Source organism: Sphingomonas pituitosa NBRC 102491 (assembly GCF_001598435.1).
GTDB lineage: Bacteria > Pseudomonadota > Alphaproteobacteria > Sphingomonadales > Sphingomonadaceae > Sphingomonas > Sphingomonas pituitosa.
This window is the reverse complement of sequence record NZ_BCYY01000004.1, coordinates 46,741-65,196: the sequence shown is the minus strand read 5'-3', so window position 1 is coordinate 65,196 and position 18,456 is coordinate 46,741. Positions and strand designations below refer to the sequence as shown.

Genomic DNA, 18,456 nt, shown 5'->3' with positions numbered 1-18,456 from the left:
TTCGCCGGGATGACGAAGGAGGAGGTTGTTCCCCCCCCCCCGAGTGCCTCAACGCCCGGTCCAGTTCCCCGGACGCTTCTCGACGAAGGCCGTCATGCCTTCCTTCTGGTCCTCGGTGCCGAACAGGCCGTGGAACAGACGACGCTCGAAGTGCACGCCCTGCGCCAGGCTCGTCTCGAAAGCGGCGTTGACCATTTCCTTGTTGGCCTTCACCGCCAGCGGCGGCATCGCGGCAATGGTCGCGGCGGTCTTCACCGCTTCCTCGACCAGATCGGCGGACGGCACGATGCGGCTGACCAGCCCGGCGCGTTCGGCTTCGGCGGCGTCCATCATCCGGCCGGTGAGGCACATCTCCATCGCCTTGGCCTTGCCCACCGCGCGCGTCAGCCGTTGCGAGCCGCCCATGCCCGGCGAGACGCCCAGCTTGATCTCGGGCTGGCCGAACTTCGCTGTATCGGCCGCGAGGATGAAGTCGCACATCATCGCCACCTCGCAGCCGCCGCCCAGCGCATAGCCCGACACGGCGGCGATGATCGGCTTGCGGGTGCGGGTGAAGGCGTCCCAGCCGGCGAAGAAGTCATGGCCGTACATGTCGGCGAAGCCTTGTGCCTGCATCTCCTTGATGTCGGCGCCGGCGGCGAACGCCTTTTCGCTGCCGGTGAGCACCGCGCAGCCCTGCGCCGGATCGGCATCGAAGGTGCGCATCACCGCCAGCAGCTCGTCCAGCACCTGCGCATTGAGCGCGTTGAGCGCCTTGGGCCGGTTGAGCGTGATCAGCGTCACCGCGCCGCGCTGTTCGACGAGGAGAGTTTCGTAGGAAGACAAGACGTTCTCCGTTCAGGGCGCCCAGGCCTGCGCGGGCGGCAGGGGGGCGAAGATGGCATCGATCGCGGCGCTGTCCACCGCTTCCGGGGTGGATGGAGACCAAAGCGGGGCATTGTCCTTGTCGACGATCACCGCGCGCACGCCCTCGGCGAAATCGGGCAGGCGGCAGACGCGGGTGGCGACGGCATATTCCTGGACCATCTCGGCGGCGAAATCGGGCATCGCGCGGCCTTCGCGGACGATGCGCAGCGACACCTTGCAGGCCTGGGGCGACTTGGTGCGCAGCGTGGCGAGGGTCGCCGCTGCCCAGTCGCCGTCCTCGGCCTCGAGCGCGGCGAAGATATCTTCGACGGTGTCGCCCGCGAACAGCCGATCGATATCGGCATAGTGCGCCAGGATCTTGGCGATCGGCGGGTCGACCGAAAGATCGGTGAGGATCGCCAGCGCCTTGTCGGGGGCGGACGCGATCTGCGCCTTGGCGGACTCCAGCGCTCCGGCGGGGAGGCAATGGGTGGCGAGGCCGAGCGCGAGGCACTCGGCGCCGTCGAGCCGGTGGCCGGTCAGCGCGAGATACTCGCCCATCCGCCCGGGCAGGCGCGACAGATACCAGCCGCCGCCGACGTCCGGGAACAGGCCAATGCCGGTCTCGGGCATGGCGAACTTGGTGTTCTCGGTCGCCACCCGGTAGCGCGCCGGCTGGGAGATGCCGACGCCGCCGCCCATCACGATGCCGTCGGCGAAGGCGACGATCGGCTTGGGATAGGTGAACAGCCGGTGGTTGAGCCGGTATTCGGCGCGGAAGAAGTCCGCCGCGGCCGTGCCGTCGCTGGCGCCGCTGTCGGCGATCATGCGGATGTCCCCGCCGGCGCAGAAGCCGCGGCCCTCGGCATGGTCGAGCAGGACGATGTGGACCGCCTCGTCCTGCTCCCAGGCGTCGAGCGCGTCGAGCATCGCCTGGCACATCGCGGTGTTGAGCGCATGCAGCGCCTTGGGGCGGTTGAGGCGGAGACGGGCGACGGGGCCGTCGATTGCGGTGAGGACGTCGCTCATTCGCGTACCAGCTCCCGGCCGACGATCATCCGCATCACCTGGTTGGTGCCCTCCAGGATCGAATGGACGCGCAGGTCGCGCCAGAAGCGTTCGATCGGATAGTCCATCAGGTACCCATAGCCGCCATGCAGCTGCAGCGCGCGATCGACCACCGACGAGCCGGTGTCGGTCGCGAGACGCTTGGCCATCGCGGCGAAGCGGGTCTTGTCCGGCGTGCCGGCGGTCACCTTGGCGGCGGCGAGGTAGAGCAAAGCGCGGGCCGCCTCCAGCTCGGTCGCCATGTCGGCGAGGGTGAACTGGGTGTTCTGGAACTCGGCGATCGCCTTGCCGAACTGCCGGCGCTCCTGCGTGTAGCGCACGGCCTCGTCGAGGCAGCGCTGTGCGCCGCCGAGCGAGCAGGCGCCGATGTTGAGGCGACCGCCGTCGAGCCCCATCATCGCGATGCGGAAGCCTTCGCCCTCGGCGCCGACGAGGTTCTCCACCGGCACACGGACCTGGTCGAAATTGACCTGCGCCGTCGGCTGCGAATGCCAGCCGAGCTTGCGCTCCTGCGCGCCAAAGCTGACGCCGGGCATGTCCTTCTCGATCACCAGCGCGGAAATGCCCTTGGGGCCGTCCTCGCCGGTGCGGACCATGGTGACGTAGAGGTCGTTCTCGCCGCCGCCCGAGATGAACTGCTTGGTGCCGGTGACGATATAGTGGTCGCCATCCCGCACCGCGCGGGTCTTGAGCGCGGCCGCGTCGGAGCCCGAGCCCGGCTCGGTGAGGCAGTAGCTCGCCAGCCGGTCCATGGTGACCAGGCTGGGGAGATACTTGTCCTTCACGGCCGGCGCGCCGAAGCGGTCAATCATCCACGCGGCCATGTTGTGGATCGAGATGAAGGCGCTGGTGGAGGGGCAGCCATAGGCCATCGCCTCGAAGATCAGCGCGGACTCCAGTCGGCCGAGGCCGATGCCGCCCGATTCCTCCGAGACATAGATCGCCGCGAAGCCGAGCTCGGCGGCGGCCTTGATCGTCTCGCGCGGGAAGATGTGCTTCTCGTCCCATTCGGCCGCGTGCGGGGTGATCGCATCGGCGGTGAACTTCTGCGCCATCTCCTGGATCTGGCGCTGGTCGTCGGTGAGGTCGAACTGGTGGGTCATGGGTTCACTTGTCTATCATCGTCATCCCAACGAAAGTCGGGATCCATTGGGGTCGCCCGCACGGCTCTTGCTGCGGCCGCGTGGCGAATGGATCCCGGCTTTCGCCGGGATGACAGTGGAGAGGTACGTTGGACAAACTGCCCTGCGTCTACATGCTCGCGAGCCAGCGGCATGGGACGCTGTACACCGGCGTCACGTCTGATCTGATGGGGCGCATCCACCAGCACCGGAGCGGTACCGTGCCTGGTTTTACCAAGCGCAACAACGTCAAGCGGCTGGTCTGGTACGAGGTCGGCGGCGACATGGCTGCGGCGATCAAGCGCGAGAAGCAGCTCAAGGAATGGAAGCGCGACTGGAAAATCGTGCTGATCGAGCGCGAGAACCCCTTCTGGGAAGACCTCGCGATCAGCCTCGGCTTCCCGCCGCTGGACGCACCCGACCCTTAAGCCGTCATCCCTTCTTCCGTCATCCCGACGAAAGTCGGGATCCATTCGCCACTCGGCCGGGGTTGGAGCCGCGGCGGTGACCCCAATGGATCCCGGCTTTCGCCGGGATGACAGATAGAAGGAGGGGCCTGCCCGCACCCCCGTCACCCCATCGTCGGAATGACGAAGGCGTTGGCCGCGTCGCCCACGCCGCCGTCGGGCCAGCGTTGCGTCACGGTCTTCACCTTGGTCCAGAAGCGGACGCCTTCCATGCCGTGCTGGTTAACGTCGCCGAACGCCGAGCGCTTCCAGCCGCCGAAGCTGTGATACGCCACCGGCACCGGGATCGGCACGTTGATGCCAACCATGCCGACATTCACCCGCGCGGCGAACTCGCGCGCGGCGTGGCCGTTGCGGGTGAAGATGGCGACGCCGTTGCCGTATTGGTGCTCGCTCGGCAGGCGCAGCGCGGTCTCGAAATCGGGGGCGCGGACGATCTGGAGGACCGGGCCGAAAATCTCTTCCTGGTAGCTCTTCATCGTGGGCGTCACGCGGTCGAACAGCGAGGGGCCGATGAAGAAGCCCTGCTCGTGGCCCTGGAGCGAGAAACCCCGCCCGTCGACCACCAGCTCGGCGCCTTCGTCGACGCCGGTCTGGATCCAGCCCTCCACGCGCGCCTTGTGCGCGGCGTTGACCACCGGGCCGTACTGCGCCTCGGCATCGGTGGAGACGCCCACCCGCAGCGAACGAATCGCCGGGATCAGCTTTTCGCGGAGCGCATCGGCGGTCTTGTCACCCACGGGCACCACCACGGGCAGCGCCATGCAGCGCTCGCCCGCCGAGCCGAACGCGGCGCCGGAGAGATCCGCGACGACCTGGTCGAGATCGGCATCGGGCATGACGATGCCGTGGTTCTTGGCGCCGCCCATCGCCTGGACGCGCTTCCCCGCCGCGACGCCGCGCTGGTAGACATAGTGCGCGATGTCCGACGAGCCGACGAAGCTGACCGCACCGATCGCCGGATGGTCGAGGATCGCGTCGACCATTTCCTTGTCGCCCTGCACCACCTGCAGGATGCCCTCCGGCGCGCCGGCTTCCAGCATCAGCTCGGCGAGGCGCACCGGCACCGAGGGGTCGCGCTCGGAGGGCTTGAGGAGGAAGGCGTTGCCGCAGGCGATCGCCACGCCGAACATCCACATCGGGATCATCGCCGGGAAGTTGAACGGGGTGATGCCCGCGCCGATGCCTAGCGGCATCCGCATCGAATAGACGTCGATGCCGGGGCCTGCGCCCTGGGTATACTCGCCCTTGAGCGCGTGGGGGATGCCGCAGGCGAACTCGATCACCTCGAGCCCGCGCTGAATGTCGCCCTTCGAATCGGCGATCACCTTGCCATGTTCGGCGGAAAGCATGTGGGCGAGCGCGTCCATGTTCGCCTCGACCAGTTCCTTGAAGCGGAACATCACGCGCGCCCGGCGCTGCGGGTTGGTCGCGGCCCAGCCGGGCTGTGCGGCCAGCGCGGCGGTGACCGCGCGGTCGAGATCAGCGGCGGTGCCGAGGGGGACCTGTGCCTGCACCGCGCCGCTATTGGGGTCGAACACGTCCGACATCCGGCCTGCGCCGCCGCCGGCATGGCCGACGATCACATGATCGATAACACGCATCTTACTCTCCTGCGGCCGGCTGGGTGCCGACTCATCCGTTGTAATTAAGTTGCGCAATGACACAGCGCCTTCCCGATGTCACCCCGGGCGATGGGGTGGGGTGAGGAGGCTTTCGCGACCGACGCGCTTTGGTGTACTAGGCGTCTGCAACACACGCAGGAGACCCCCATGCCGCCGATGAGCCCCTGGTCGCATACGCGCCGCGAAGGCTATGCCGACGACATCGATTTCGAGATCAAGGGCCAGGAGCTGCAGTTCGTCGAGATCGAGCTCGATCCCGGCGAAAGCGCGGTGGCGGAGGCCGGGGCGATGGTGTGGAAGGATTCCGCCATCACCATGCAGACCGTGTTCGGCGACGGCAGCAATGCCGGCGGCGGCTTCATGGACAAGCTGCTGGGGGCCGGCAAAAGGCTCGTCACCGGCGAGGGGCTGTTCACCACCGTCTTCACCCACCAGGGCAGCGGCAAGGCGCGCGTCGCCTTCGCCTCGCCGGTGCCCGGCGCGATCGTGCCGCTGCGGCTGGCCGATATCGGCGGCACGCTGATCTGCCAGAAGGACGCGTTCCTCGCCGCCGCCAAGGGCGTGCAGATGGGCATTGCCTTCCAGCGCCGGGTGATGACCGGGCTGTTCGGCGGCGAGGGCTTCATCATGCAGCGGCTGGACGGCGATGGCTGGGTGTTCGTCCAGATGGGCGGCGCGATCGTCGAGCGCGAGCTGGCGCCGGGCGAGGAACTGCATGTCGATACCGGCTGCCTCGCCGCGCTGACGCCGTCGGTGGATTTCGACCTGGTCTCGGTCGGAGGCGTGCGCAGCATGGTGTTCGGCGGCGAGGGCGTGTTCTTCGCGCGGCTGCGCGGGCCGGGCAAGGTGTGGATCCAGTCGCTGCCGTTCGCGCGGCTCGCCGGGCGGATGCTCGCGGCGGCCAATGGCGGCGGGCAGAACCGCGGCGAGGGTTCGGTGCTGGGCGGGCTGGGTGACCTGATCGGTGGCAATCGCTGAGCCTGCGCCCATACCGGTGCTGACCACCGCGCGGCTGCGCCTGCGGCCGCGCGGTGTGGGCGACGCCGAGGCGTTGTTCCCCAGCCTGTCCGATGCCGAACTGATGCGCTGGTGGAGCCATGCGCCGCACGAGACGCTGGAGCAGACCCGCGCCAGCCTGTCGCGCGGGGATCCGGCCTGGCGCGTATGGGCGATCACCCGCGGCGAGGACGACACGGCCATCGGCTATGTCGCGGTGGGGCAGAAACGGCCGGGCGTCAGCGAGATCGGCTATCTGCTCGCCCGCGCGCATTGGGGGCAGGGGATCGCCGAGGAGGCGCTGACCGGCGTCCTCGACCAGCTCTTCCTCGCCGAGCACCAGCGGCGGGTTTTTGCGGACACGGACCCGGACAATGTGTATTCGCGCCGGCTGCTCGAACGGCTGGGCTTCCGGCTGGAGGGGGTGCTGCGCGCCGAATGGGAAACCCATATCGGCATCCGCGACACCACGCTCTACGGGCTGCTGAAGGAAGACTGGACATGCCGACCCCGCCGAACCTGACCGATCCTGCCGAGCGCGCCGCCTACAAGGCCGAGCTGAAGCAGATCGCGCGGCCGCTGCGGATGGGCGCGGTGTGGCTGGCGGTGCTCGGTGCCCTGCTCGCCGCACTTCGGGCGAAGGTGCTGCCGATGCCGGTCGCGGTGCCGGCGGCGGTGCTCGGCCTCGCCTTCTTCCTGATGGTGCTCGGCATCACCGTGCGGGTGAAATACCACCAGCGGCGGATGCGCGGCGACCTATAGGTAGCGCATCCACCACGCGCCGCTCCGCCGCTTGGCGCGGCCGAAGGCGCGGGTGGCGAACCAGCAGGGCAGCGCGACCGTCGCGGCGAGCAGCCACAGCGCGGCGACGTTCGGCACGCTTACCGGCCCCTCGGCGCCCAGCAGCGCGCGCGCCAGCTGGTTGAGGCCGTTCAGCAGATAGAGGTGGAGCAGGTAGAAGAAGAGCGGCGCGCCGCCGAGCACCGCCAGCAGCCCGGCGGCGCGTTCCGGCAGCCGCTCGAAGGCGGCGAGCACGATCAGCCCCACGCCCAAGGTCGCCAGCACGAAGTCGGCCGAGGGCGGGTATTTGGTGAGGTTGACGAACTGGAGCGCGGTGCCGAGCGCGTCCCTGCCGGCCTGCCAGGGGTGGAGATCGCCGTACATATTGGTGGCGCGCAGCAGTACGAACAGCGCCAGCGCGGCGAGGCCCAGCGTCACCAACCCGCGCCGGCGGGTCGCGCCCTCGGCCTCCGGTGCGAACCACGGCCCCAGCGCATAGCCCAGCGTGATCACCCCGATCCATGGCAGCAGCGGATAGCTGACCCGCACATGCCCGCCCCAGGGCAGATCGAAGACCATGCGTTCGTGCAGCACCGCCCAGAGCACCCGGCCCGGTCCGCTCGTCGCGTGGACACCGTCGAGCAGATTGTGCCCCAGTACGATCGCCAGCCCCAGCGCGATCAGCACGGGGCGGGGCAGGTGGACGAGCGCCGCGAGCGCCAGCATCGAAAGCCCGATCACCCAGATCACCTGCAGATAGTGCATCGGCGGGGTAGGATCGAAGCCCCAGGCGAAGTTCACCACGGTCAGTTCGAGCACGATCAGGAACAGCCCGCGCTTCCACAGAAAGTCCGATGCAGCCGCCGGTCCCCCACGCGACTGCGCGTAGAGCCACGCCGCCAGCCCGGTGAGGAACACGAATACCGGCGCGCAGAAATGCGCGGTCAGCCGCGTGACGAACAGCGCGGTCGGCGTGTCCGGCCCCAGCGGGTCGGGCACCGGCACCTGCGAATAGAAGGATTCACGCGTGTGATCGACCAGCATCAGCAGCATGACGAGCCCGCGCAGCGCATCGATCGAGCGGATGCGGAGACGGGCGGAAGCCTCGGGGCGAACGGTTGACAAGCGCTGCAACATGTTGCAGCGCAATGATACAACATTACATAAAGGGCAACCCATTTTGCGCGTGACAATCGCCACGGCCGCCTTGCTTTCGCTGGGTGCGATCTTCCCTGCCACCGCAGATGAGCGGAAGTCCGAAGCCGATACTGCCGGACAGGAAATCGTCGTGCTCGGCACACGCGAGCAGCAGCGGGATCGCACGCTTTCAGCCGATCCGGCGACCGAGCGCATGTCGCAGTCCAGCCGGGTGCTGGAGCGGGACCTGCTTACCGCCGCGGGGGCCTATCGCCTTTCCGACGCGCTGGAGCTGATCAGCGGCGTCAGCAACCAGAACAATCGCGGCGGCGTGATGGACAATTTCGCGATCCGCGGCTTTCTCGGCACCCCCGATGGCGGGGGCGAATATTATGTCGACGGCTTCCTCGCCAATCGCGGCATGGCGCCACCGCGCGACCCCGCGACGACCGAGCGGATCGAGCTGCTCAAGGGGCCGATGGGGGCGCTGTTCGGCGACGCCGATCCGGGCGGGCGCGTGAACCTGGTCAGCAAGACGCCCGGCTTCACCGCCACCGGCAGCGCGACGCTGACCTATGGCTCGTTCGACACGAAGCGGGCGGAGATCGACGTTACCCAGCCGATCACCCGAACGCTGGCGGCGCGACTGGTCGCAGCGGCCGAGGACAGCGATGGCTGGCGCGATTTCGTGACGCTCAAGCGCCGGGTGGTCGCGCCTTCGCTCACCTGGCGGCCGTCCGATTCGGCGCAGATCACCTATGTGGGCGAGATCACCCGCTTCGACACGCCGTTCGATCGGGGCATCCCGGCCATCGCCGGCAATGCCAACGCCCTGCCGCGCAACCGTTATTTCGGCGAGCCCGCCAACGGCGTCACGCGCTTTCGCAACGAGCGCCACCAGCTGACCGGCGAGGTTGCGCTGGGCGGCGGCTGGGCGCTGAACGGCGGGGTGGCGTGGCGCACGGGTTCATTGCGCGGCTTCTCTGCCGACCAGTCGCGGCTGGTCGGCACCAGCCTGTGGCGCCAGCGGCGCGAGCGCGGCTATACCGTGGACGACGTCTCGGCGCGGATGGAGCTGACCGGGCGGGTGGCCCGCCACCAGCTGAGCTTCGGCGCGAAGGCCTATGTGCTCGACTATCACGAGCTGCTGCTGCGCCGGAATCCCACCGCCGCGGCACCCTATGCGATCGACGTGTTCGCGCCCGTCTATGGCGCCACCGCACTGCCGCTGGCGCCCTTCACCGACAATCGCGAGAAGCGCTGGGCGGCGACGTTCTACGCGCAGGATCTATGGGAAGTGACCGACCGGCTGAGCCTGAGCGGCGGCGTCCGCTATGATCCCTATCGCCAGCGCATCACCAACAATCGCACCGGCGCGGTGGGCCGCGCGGTCGATGATCCGGTGCACTTCCGGCTGGGCGCGCAATACCGCCTCGATCCGCGCTTCGCGCTGCATGCCAATTGGGGCGAAAATTTCGTGCTCAATTCGGGCACGGGGCGCGACGGCGGCGGCTTCGCACCGGAAACGGGCAAGGGGTATGAGCTGGGTGCCTCGGCGCGGCTGCCGGGTGTAGACCTGTCGGTCAGCTGGTTCGCCATCGAGAAGCGCAACATCCTCACCAACGATCCCGTCGACCCCAATTTCAACGCACCGGTCGGCCGGCTGCGGAGCCACGGCGTCGAGTTCGACGGATCGGCCAGGCTGGGCCGCAACTGGCAGCTCGTCGCCAACTATGCCTGGACGCACGCGCGCACGCTCGACCGCAGTTTCGCGACCGATCGCGTGCTCGACGTGCCGACGCATGCCGGAACCGTGTTCCTGCTCGGCCGCTTCCTCGATGCCGACGGGCGCGGGCCCTCGGTGAGCGGCGGCCTCGCCTATGTCGGCGACCGCACCGGTGCAATCGACGGCAGCGGGCTGGTGCTGCCGAGCTACGTCAAGGCCAAGGCGGCGGCGGAATATGCCTTTTCCCGCCGCGTGACCCTGCGGCTGGAGGCCGACAACCTGTTCGACGCGCGCTATGCGATGAGTTCGTACAGCAGCCTGTGGGTCTATCCCGGCGCCCCGCGCACGGTGCGGGGCTCGGTGCGGATCGCTTACTGAGGCGGGGCGGCCAGCTCGGCCGCCTTGCCGACCAGCCCGGCGAAGCGGCCCTGCGCAATGTCCTGCGCGGTGTCGTTCCAGCTGGCGGAGAGCACCTGCCAGCTGCCGTCCTTGCCCTGCAGCAGCAGCGTCATCGCGATCACGCCGGGCTCGGATCCGCCCTTGTAGCCGACATATTGCCACTTCGCGGCGGACAGCGGCGGAATGCCGGGGTTCTTCGACAGGACGGCGCGGGCATCCACGCCCTTGGGACCTTCAGTGTTGCGGCGGATCCAGTCCATTACCCGGACGAGGTCGCTCGGCGTCTCGAACCATTCGAGCGTCTCGATCGACAGCGGCTTGCCGGCGGCGAACAACGCGCCGTCCACCTGTGTAATCGGCGTCGTCGCAACCGCGCCCGCCAGCAGCGCGCGGCGACCGGCCTCGTTGGCGGCGAGGTAGCGGTCGCGCAGCGCCGGGATGGTCTTCAGCTTGAACGCCTCGCCCGTCCCGAGGAACGGCCGGTTGCGCGCCGGATCGGCAATGCCGACCACCGGCAGCATCGCCTCCACCTTTTCCCGGCCCAGCGTGCCGAGCAGGATGTCGGTGGCGCTGTTGTCGCTGATCGCGATCATCTGGGTGGCGAGTTCGCGCAGCGACACCTTGGTGCCGGCCGGCTTGGCGGTGTAGCCGCCGCCCGGCAGTTCCTTGCCGTCGAGCGTGACCATGTCGTCCCAGTTGCGTTCGCCGGCATTGGTCGCGCGGATCAGTTCGGCGAGGATCACCAGCTTGAATTCCGAGCCGATGGCGAACGCCTGATCGGCATTGTGCTGGCGGAGCAGCTGCGGCTTGCCATCGCCCAGCCTCGCCAGCACATAGCCGGTGCGGCCCTTCAATCCCTTGAGCGCCGCCTCGACCGCATCGAGCGTCGTCTCGCGGGCGGTGAGGCCCTGCATCAGCAGCGCGGTGATGCGGTGGTCGCCCGCAGGATCGACGGTAACCGCCATGGTGACGATGGCGTCGCGATATTCGACGGTCAGCGTGCCGGACCAGGGCGTCCTGGCCTCCAGATGCTGCAGGTCGGAATAGGGGCCGGCCGCCTGTTCGATCTGCTTGCGGATCGCGTCGAACCTTGCCTTGGGCACCTGCGCGCGGAAGGCATCGGCGAACGCCGCGTCATAGTCGCCCTTGCCGGCGAGCAGGTCGGGCAGCTGGTTCACGCGGTCGCGAAATTCCGTCGCAGGCTGCACCGGCGCGGCGGCGGGCGCCTGCGGCGCGGTCTGCGCCAGGCACGGCGTCGCGCAGACCAGCAGCTGTGCGAGAATGGCAATGGCACGCATCGAAGGCGTCTCCCCCTGTATTAGGGGAACGGTACAGGTCAGCCGGCCGCGCGCAATCCCTCAGGCGTCGATCACTTCCTCGTCGAGTCGCGCCGCATTTTCCTGGATGAAGGCGAAGCGGTGGGCGGGGTTGTTGCCCATCAGCCGGTCCACCAGATCCTTCACGCCGGCACGCTCCTCATATTCCTGCGGCAGCGTGACGCGCAGCATGCCGCGCGTCCTGGGGTCCATGGTGGTTTCCTTGAGCTGGTTCGGGTTCATCTCGCCGAGCCCCTTGAACCGGCTGACCTCGACCTTCTTGCCCTTGAACTCCTTCGCCTCGATCTGGATACGGTGCGCATCGTCGCGAGCGTAGAGGCTCTTGGAGCCCACCGTCAGCCGGTAGAGCGGCGGCTGGGCGAGGTAGAGATGCCCCTTGCGCACTAGGTCCGGCATTTCCTGGAAGAAGAAGGTCATCAGTAGCGTCGCGATATGCGCGCCGTCGACATCGGCGTCGGTCATGATGATGATGCGTTCGTAGCGCAGCTGGGCGGCGTCGCAATCCTTGCGGGTGCCGCAGCCGAGCGCCTGGATCAGGTCGGCGATTTCCTGGTTCGCCAGGATCTTGGCCGAGGTCGCGCTGGCGACGTTGAGGATCTTGCCGCGGATCGGCAGGATCGCCTGGGTCTTGCGGTCGCGCGCCTGCTTGGCCGAGCCGCCGGCCGAATCGCCTTCGACGATGAACAGCTCGGTGCCCTCGGGGCTGTCGGCCGAACAGTCGGTCAGCTTGCCCGGCAGGCGCAGCTTGCGGCCGGTGGTCGCCGACTTGCGCTTGACCTCGCGCTCCTGCTTGCGGCGCAGGCGATCGTCCATCCGCTCCAGCACATAGCCGAGCAGCGCCTTGCCGCGCTCCATATTGTCGGTGAGATAATGGTCGAAATGGTCGCGCACCGCCTTTTCGACGAGCGCGGTCGCCTCCGGGCTGGTGAGGCGGTCCTTGGTCTGGCTCTGGAACTGCGGCTCGCGGATGAACACCGAGAGCATCACCTCGGAGCCCGTCACCACGTCGTCGGGGCTCAGCTCCTTGGCCTTCTTGTTGCCGACGAGGTCGGCGAAGCTGCGCAGACTGCGCACCAAGGCCTGGCGCAGGCCCTGTTCGTGGGTGCCGCCATCGGGCGTGGGGATGGTGTTGCAATACCAGCTGAAGCTGCCGTCGCTCCACAGCGGCCAGGCGACCGCCCATTCGACGCGGCCCTGCGAGTCCGGGAATTCCTGGGTGCCCGCGAAGAAATCGGCGGTGGCGCATTCGCGCGTGCCGACCTGCTCCTTCAGGTGATCGGCGAGGCCGCCGGGGAACTGGAACACGGCTTCGGCGGGCGTATCGTCGGTGATCAGCGACGGATCGCACTTCCAGCGGATCTCGACCCCGGCGAACAGATAGGCCTTGGAGCGGGCGAGCTTGTACAGCCGCGCCGGCTTGAACAGCATCTCCCCGAAAATCTCGGTATCGGGGGTGAAGGCAACGCTGGTGCCGCGCCGGTTGGGCGTGCCGCCGAGCTTCTCCAGCGGGCCCAGGGTCTGGCCCTGGCTGAAGCGCTGGCGAAAGAGCTGCTTGTCGCGCGCCACTTCGACCACGGTATCCACCGACAGCGCGTTGACCACCGAGATGCCGACGCCGTGCAGGCCGCCCGAGGTGGCATAGGCCTTGCCCGAGAATTTGCCGCCCGAATGCAGCATCGAGAGAATCACCTCGAGCGCCGACTTGTCCGGGAAGCGCGGATGCGGATCGACCGGCATGCCGCGGCCATTGTCGACGATGGTGATGCGGTTGGGCGCCGACAGCGTCACCTCGATCCGGTTGGCATGGCCGGCGACGGCCTCGTCCATCGCATTGTCGAGCACCTCGGCTGCGAGATGGTGGAGCGCGCGCTCGTCGGTGCCGCCGATATACATGCCGGGGCGGCGCCGGACCGGCTCCAGCCCTTCGAGCACCTCGATCGACGAGGCGTCATAGGTGCCGGAGGGGACGGAGGGCGCAGCGAAGAGGTCTTCGGACATGCGGAACGTATAGGGGGTGCGGGGGGCGGGGCGCAAGGCGGGGGACTCGCGTGGGAATGTGACGCAGCAGGTGCTCCGCCGACGCCGCTGCCCACCCGGCAAGCATTGCCGGTATTAGGAAATTATTGCCTATGTTTTCACGCTCGCTCGTCGCTGCTCCTAAAATGAGGCAAGTACAGCGGAGAAACTCATGTCGTATTTGCCCGGCGGCGCGGAACAGCAGCAAGAGCAAGCTGCCGCTACAGCCATCGAACCAGGCGAGAGCCGCTTTTACCCGATTCTCAGCAACTTGGTTGATCGGCTCCGCGACGAACTCGATCATCCCGAGGTCTGGCCGCTGCTGGCAGACGCCTGCCAGCATGACGATATCGTTGAGCTACGTGACCTGGTCGAGGTGCTCGAACCCGAGCAGAATCGCGTGGTTCGCAAGGTTCTGAACGTTGTTGGTGGCGTGCTGCACGCTCTGTCGGTCGACCGCAATCGCGGGTTGACCTTCCTGCGCGAACTGCTGGCGCAGTCGCCGCACTGCGCGCTGACCGCCGGCGCGATTTTCTTCGTGGAGCGCTTCGGGACCGACAAATCCGCCGACCTTTCGACCCGCTTCTGCGAATTCCCGTTCATCAAGTTCGAGACGCTGATGGACGGCACCGTCGCGCCGTGCTGCTCGATCTGGACGCAGCAGCGGCTCGGCCATCTGGAAGGCCAGGCCTTCGAGCAGATCTGGAACAGCCCGAGCGCGCAGGCGATGCGCGAGAGCATCCTCGACGGCTCCTATCGCTACTGCAACAAGCAGCGCTGCACCTTCATCAACGAAGACGCGCTGCCTTTGAAAGCGGACGTCACCGACCCGATGCTTCGCGCTGCAATTGACGAGAACCGCACGCATGTGGCTGAAGCGCCGCGTTGGCTGTTCCTCGCGCACGACGTGACCTGCAATTTGGCCTGCCCCTCCTGCCGCGGCGGAATTGAGGTGGCCGACGAAGCACAGGAACGACGCTTCGAAATCATCGAGCAGAAGGTGTTCCAGCCGATGCTGAACGCCGAGGGCCGTACCCGCATCTCGATCTCCGGCCAGGGCGATCCTTGGTCGAGCCCTCACTACCGCTCGATCCTGCGATACCTCGCGGACAATGCGTTGGACGTGGAACTGCATATCCATTCCAATGCGCTGCTGATGGGCGAGAAGCGTTGGGAGCAGTATCAGGGGCTCGATCACTATCGGCCGCTGGTCGACGTCTCGATCGATGCCTGCACACCCTGGGTCTATGATGTCGTTCGTCGTCCGGGCAAATGGGACAAGTTGCTCCCGAACCTGGAATTCATCGCGGCGAAGCGGGCAGTGGGCGAATTTTGCGAGTTCCACCTGAACGCGACCGTCCAGCTCGACAATTACCATGAGATGCCGGCGCTGATTGCCTTAGCCAAGCGACTGCAGGCGGATACGATGCGGATGTACATGATGCAGAATACCGGTGGGCATTTGGCGCCGACTTTTACCCGCAAGAACGTCGGTGACCCTGCGCATCCCTTGTACACTGCATTTCTCGAAACGCTCCGCCATCCGGTGCTCGGCGATCCGGTCGCGCATCTCTACGATGTCGCCAGCTTGCGGACGCTCGCGTTCGAAACGATGCTGCCATCGGACGCGCTGGGCGCGGACTATAGCCGCGAGGCGCTGCGCGAGGCGATCCGCGATGCGGGAGCAGATCCCGCCCGCCGCGTCGCGCTCTGTGCTGCCGGCCGCGTCCGCTTCCCCGTGGACATCGAGTTGCTGCAGGTTGAGGCGGCAAGCCTGCGCGAAATGGGCTTTGTGGAACAGGCGGGGTACCGGCTGGCTGAGGCGACGGCACTCGGCGGCGAAGCTATCGCCGCGGCGTAAGTCCGGAGGCGCAGAAACGAAACTGGCGCGGCAGTCGGGAACTGCCGCGCCAGTGCGCGTTCCGGCCGCTCCGCCTCAGCGCGGGCGCGGGGGGGCGCCGCGGATGATTACCCGGATTCGTCAGGCATATTCATAGACGAGTACGATGCCATCTCCACCTTTCCCCCCTATCGAGGCAGCCTGGTTTGCGTTCTTGCTAGCGCCGCCGCCGCCAGCGCCCGGAGACGGCGAATCACCGCCGTTATTGTAGGCGCCAGCAGATCCTCCACCGCCGAAGAAAGAAGCACCTCCGGTACCACCGCATACGGAAGACGCAGACATCACAAAGCTATGCCCCCCCTGCGAGCCAGGGCACCCGACGATATTCGCTCCGGTCGGGGCTTGGGCGGTCGACGCGCCGCCGATTACGCAAGGAACTTGCAATATGCCCGCGAGGCCACCAGCGCCGCCGGGACAAATCAACTTGTCCCCGAAGCTGGATGAAGCCCCACTGATCCCATTGTTTGATCCTGCGGCCGGCTGCGCGCCGCCTACGCCAACCGTGATCGCGATACTGGCAAAGTCGACAGTGTAGATCGAGCGTCCATAGGCCCCGGCAGCGCCGCCCGCAGACGCGGTCGCCTGACCGCTCCCGGTGGCGGGACATGCTCCGCCGCTTCCACCGCCGCCTTGTACTTCGACCAGCACGGTGCGGGTTCCAAGGGTCGGTGTATATGTTCCGCTCGTGGCAAACCGCTGCACCCCGATCAACCCGCCCCCCGCACCGGCAACCGATACGCGCTCATCCTTTATCACGGCATTGCTGATGGCTCCGATGCCCGGTTCCAGTCGCACCTGCGCCAGCGGCGACTGTCCGGCCGGAATCGCCGGCGGCACGGGGTTGGCCGCTTCGGTGCCCGTCACGACGGAAATCGCACCGGTAATACGGTTGAGCGTGATCCGGTCGATTCGTCGGCTGGCGGCGGGCGGGGTGATGGCTGGCGTTGCCTGCGCGGCGATTTCGGTCAGCGTGCCGGATGCGAACAGCGCACCGGCATCCACGGCCACCGCCATCGACGGCGGCGCCGTTTCGTGCGGCGCAAAGGCAGCAGCTGTTCTTGCCAGAACGGTGAGGTCACCGTTCAAGGTGGGAAAGGGCGAGCCGGTGTTCGGCTGATTAAAGTCGATAGCGCCAAAGGTATGAACGGGCATAGAGACTCCCAGCGTGCGAACGGGTGAACAAGGCAGGTGACCTTGCCCTTGCCCGTCGCGGGAAGACTCGTAATTTCGTCAGGCCTAAGAAGGCGTTATTGCGCAAGTCTAACAATATTGAAGCGTGCGAAGAAGCCGGGGAGGCGCGGCGAGGGCCGTCGCGCCTCCTCAGGCGATTTCGCTCAGCGCGGGCGCGGCGTGCCGCCAAAGGGCATGGTCGGCGCCGGGCGACGATCGCGGCGGGGCAGCTGCGCCTGATAGGCATGGCCGCAATGCGCGACGCAGTACGGGAAGCCCGGGTTCACCTTGTCGCCGCAGAAGTGGAAGTCCGGCTCGCCCGGATGGCCGAGCGGCCATTTGCAGATCTTGTCGTTCAGATCGAGCAGCGTCGTCTTGCCGGCGATCGCCTCGCTCGGCTTGGCGGGGACAAGGCGGCGCGGCGGGGCGGGCGCGCTCGGCGGGGCCTGCTCGCCCGGATTCTGGCGGATGAAGCCGCCCGGGCCGACCGAGCGCAGCACCTGCTGCGGCGCGCGGGGTGCCGCGGGTTCGGGCGCATCGCCGTCGACGTCCGCGTCCGCGTCTGCGGCCGGAGCAGATGCGGCGGGGGCAGGGGCCGCCGGACGCGGCGCGGGCGCCGGAGCCGCCGCCTGGACGCGCGGTGCGGCCGGCGCAGGCGCGGGCTTCGGCGCGGGCGCCGGCTTGGGCTCGGCCGGCGCAGCGGGCGCTGCCGCCGCAGCCGCCGCGGCCTTGGCTTCGTTGGACTTCACCGGCGACGGGCGCGAGGGCAGGCCGAGGCGGTGCGCCTTGCCGATCACCGCGTTGCGCGACACGCCGCCCAGTTCCTCGGCGATCTGCGTCGCGGTCAGGCCGCTGTCCCACATCTTCTTCAGCGTCTCGATACGCTCGTCGGTCCAGCTCACTTCGGTTCCTTCGTCTTGCGGGCGGCAGCGTCAGCGGGTACGCGATCGCATCATGAGCAGCCACCCCGAAATCGGTTCACAGCTTCCCGAGCCGGGCGTTCCGGTGATTCGCAACGTCAACTGGGGAGGCTTGCGCACCCTCTATATCAAGGAGGTGCGCCGTTTCTTCAAGGTGCAGCTCCAGACGGTGTGGGCGCCGGCCGTCACCACCCTGCTGTATCTGGTGATCTTCACGGTGGCGCTGGGCGGCGGGGGCCGCATGCTGGTGCTCGACGGTGTCCCGATTCACTACGCCGATTTCATCGCGCCCGGCCTGATCGTGATGGGCATGCTGCAGAACGCGTTCGCCAATGCCAGCTTCTCCCTGCTCGTCGGCAAGATCCAGGGGACGATCGTCGATTATCTGATGCCGCCGCTCTCCACCGGCGAGATGCTGGCGGCACTGGCCGGCGGATCGGTGACGCGCGCCTTCTGCGTCGGCGGCGCGGTTTGGCTGGCGATGGCGCTGTGGGGCGTCCACGTGTTTCCCGCGCATCTCTGGGCCGTCCTCTGGTTCGGCTTTCTCGGCTCGCTGTTCCTCGCGCTGATGGGGGTGCTGACCTCGATCTGGGCGGAGAAGTTCGATCACGCCGCGGCGATCACCAACTTCGTCGTGGCGCCGCTGTCGCTGCTTTCGGGCACCTTCTATTCGGTAGAGAACCTGTCGCCGGTGTTCCGCGCGATCAGCCATGCCAACCCGTTTTTCTACATCATCTCGGGCTTCCGCTACGGCTTTCTGGGCGTCGCCGATTCGCCGATCCTGCTCGGCACGATCGTGATCCTGACGCTGGACGTGGTGCTGGGGCTGTTCTGCTACACGCTCCTGCGCCGCGGCTGGAAGATCAAGAGCTGAGCGGACGCGCCTCGAGGGGCCGACGCGCGCTGCGCCGCCGCCACCGTCGGACGCACCTCCGTTCCCCGCGAAAA

At 67.6% G+C, this 18,456-nt stretch carries 16 protein-coding genes; 7 read left to right on the top strand and 9 right to left on the bottom strand.

The window, feature by feature from the left end:
• Positions 1 to 48 precede the first annotated feature (48 nt).
• From SPI01S_RS05730 to SPI01S_RS05720, 3 genes are read right to left on the bottom strand one after another with little or no spacing between them, the layout of a single operon-like run.
• Positions 49 to 825 carry an enoyl-CoA hydratase gene (locus tag SPI01S_RS05730; protein ID WP_066719541.1) on the bottom strand — a complete coding sequence of 259 codons (777 nt, stop codon included), beginning with the start codon at positions 823 to 825 and terminating at the stop codon, positions 49 to 51.
• A gap of 12 nt (positions 826 to 837) precedes the next feature.
• Entirely contained in the window at positions 838 to 1,875 is a 1,038-nt protein-coding gene (locus tag SPI01S_RS05725) for an enoyl-CoA hydratase/isomerase family protein (protein ID WP_066719538.1), read from the bottom strand.
• Positions 1,872 to 3,017, bottom strand: a complete 1,146-nt coding sequence (locus SPI01S_RS05720) for an acyl-CoA dehydrogenase family protein (RefSeq protein ID WP_066719535.1) — start codon at positions 3,015 to 3,017, stop codon at positions 1,872 to 1,874. Before SPI01S_RS05720 ends, SPI01S_RS05725 begins: the two co-directional genes overlap by 4 nt.
• Positions 3,018 to 3,145: 128 nt before the next feature.
• On the opposite strand from SPI01S_RS05720, the gene SPI01S_RS05715 reads away from it, so the two are divergent.
• A complete protein-coding gene (locus SPI01S_RS05715; protein ID WP_066719534.1) occupies positions 3,146 to 3,463 on the top strand; it encodes a GIY-YIG nuclease family protein in 318 nt (105 codons plus the stop codon).
• 143 nt (positions 3,464 to 3,606) lie between these two features.
• On the opposite strand, the gene SPI01S_RS05710 is transcribed toward SPI01S_RS05715, so the two are convergent.
• Positions 3,607 to 5,106 carry a CoA-acylating methylmalonate-semialdehyde dehydrogenase gene (locus SPI01S_RS05710; protein WP_066719532.1) on the bottom strand — a complete coding sequence of 500 codons (1,500 nt, stop codon included), beginning with the start codon at positions 5,104 to 5,106 and terminating at the stop codon, positions 3,607 to 3,609.
• 168 nt (positions 5,107 to 5,274) lie between these two features.
• Here SPI01S_RS05710 and SPI01S_RS05705 point away from each other — a divergent pair, with 168 nt between their 5' ends.
• Genes SPI01S_RS05705 through SPI01S_RS05695 form a run of 3 tightly spaced genes read left to right on the top strand, consistent with a single transcriptional unit; the run spans position 5,275 to position 6,885 of the window.
• The gene (locus SPI01S_RS05705; protein ID WP_066719526.1) at positions 5,275 to 6,105 is read left to right on the top strand and encodes a TIGR00266 family protein; all 831 of its coding nucleotides are present in this window, start codon (positions 5,275 to 5,277) and stop codon (positions 6,103 to 6,105) included.
• Positions 6,092 to 6,646, top strand: a complete 555-nt coding sequence (locus tag SPI01S_RS05700; RefSeq protein ID WP_084253284.1) for a GNAT family N-acetyltransferase — start codon at positions 6,092 to 6,094, stop codon at positions 6,644 to 6,646. Before SPI01S_RS05705 ends, SPI01S_RS05700 begins: the two co-directional genes overlap by 14 nt.
• Positions 6,625 to 6,885: a hypothetical protein gene (locus tag SPI01S_RS05695; RefSeq protein WP_066719524.1), complete on the top strand. Its 261-nt coding sequence runs from the start codon at positions 6,625 to 6,627 to the stop codon at positions 6,883 to 6,885. The genes SPI01S_RS05700 and SPI01S_RS05695 overlap by 22 nt, the downstream gene beginning before the upstream one ends.
• On the opposite strand, the gene SPI01S_RS05690 is transcribed toward SPI01S_RS05695, so the two are convergent.
• The gene (locus SPI01S_RS05690; protein WP_066719520.1) at positions 6,880 to 8,040 is read right to left on the bottom strand and encodes an acetyltransferase domain-containing protein; all 1,161 of its coding nucleotides are present in this window, start codon (positions 8,038 to 8,040) and stop codon (positions 6,880 to 6,882) included. The genes SPI01S_RS05695 and SPI01S_RS05690 overlap by 6 nt on opposite strands.
• Positions 8,041 to 8,089: 49 nt before the next feature.
• Between SPI01S_RS05690 and SPI01S_RS05685 the strand changes: the two genes are divergently transcribed.
• On the top strand, positions 8,090 to 10,144 hold the full coding sequence (locus SPI01S_RS05685) for a TonB-dependent siderophore receptor (protein WP_245653494.1): 2,055 nt from the start codon (positions 8,090 to 8,092) through the stop codon (positions 10,142 to 10,144).
• On the opposite strand, the gene SPI01S_RS05680 is transcribed toward SPI01S_RS05685, so the two are convergent.
• Both SPI01S_RS05680 and parE read right to left on the bottom strand, forming a co-directional pair.
• Positions 10,138 to 11,463, bottom strand: coding sequence for a serine hydrolase (locus tag SPI01S_RS05680; protein ID WP_066719513.1), 1,326 nt, complete (start codon positions 11,461 to 11,463; stop codon positions 10,138 to 10,140). The two genes, SPI01S_RS05685 and SPI01S_RS05680, sit on opposite strands and share 7 nt — an antisense overlap.
• 60 nt (positions 11,464 to 11,523) lie before the next feature.
• On the bottom strand, positions 11,524 to 13,500 hold the full coding sequence (gene parE / locus SPI01S_RS05675; RefSeq protein WP_066719511.1) for a DNA topoisomerase IV subunit B: 1,977 nt from the start codon (positions 13,498 to 13,500) through the stop codon (positions 11,524 to 11,526).
• Between the two features lie 190 nt (positions 13,501 to 13,690).
• On the opposite strand from parE, the gene SPI01S_RS05670 reads away from it, so the two are divergent.
• Positions 13,691 to 15,379: an SPASM domain-containing protein gene (locus SPI01S_RS05670; protein WP_084253283.1), complete on the top strand. Its 1,689-nt coding sequence runs from the start codon at positions 13,691 to 13,693 to the stop codon at positions 15,377 to 15,379.
• A 120-nt stretch (positions 15,380 to 15,499) separates the two neighbouring features.
• Here SPI01S_RS05670 and SPI01S_RS22145 read toward each other — a convergent pair whose 3' ends face one another.
• Together SPI01S_RS22145 and SPI01S_RS05660 are read right to left on the bottom strand one after the other, a co-directional pair.
• The gene (locus SPI01S_RS22145) at positions 15,500 to 16,570 is read right to left on the bottom strand and encodes a glycine-rich domain-containing protein (protein ID WP_157084578.1); all 1,071 of its coding nucleotides are present in this window, start codon (positions 16,568 to 16,570) and stop codon (positions 15,500 to 15,502) included.
• 182 nt (positions 16,571 to 16,752) lie between these two features.
• A complete protein-coding gene (locus SPI01S_RS05660) occupies positions 16,753 to 17,490 on the bottom strand; it encodes a GcrA family cell cycle regulator (protein ID WP_066719484.1) in 738 nt (245 codons plus the stop codon).
• 52 nt (positions 17,491 to 17,542) lie between these two features.
• Here SPI01S_RS05660 and SPI01S_RS05655 point away from each other — a divergent pair, with 52 nt between their 5' ends.
• Positions 17,543 to 18,382, top strand: a complete 840-nt coding sequence (locus tag SPI01S_RS05655) for an ABC transporter permease (RefSeq protein ID WP_066719482.1) — start codon at positions 17,543 to 17,545, stop codon at positions 18,380 to 18,382.
• Positions 18,383 to 18,456 lie beyond the last annotated feature (74 nt).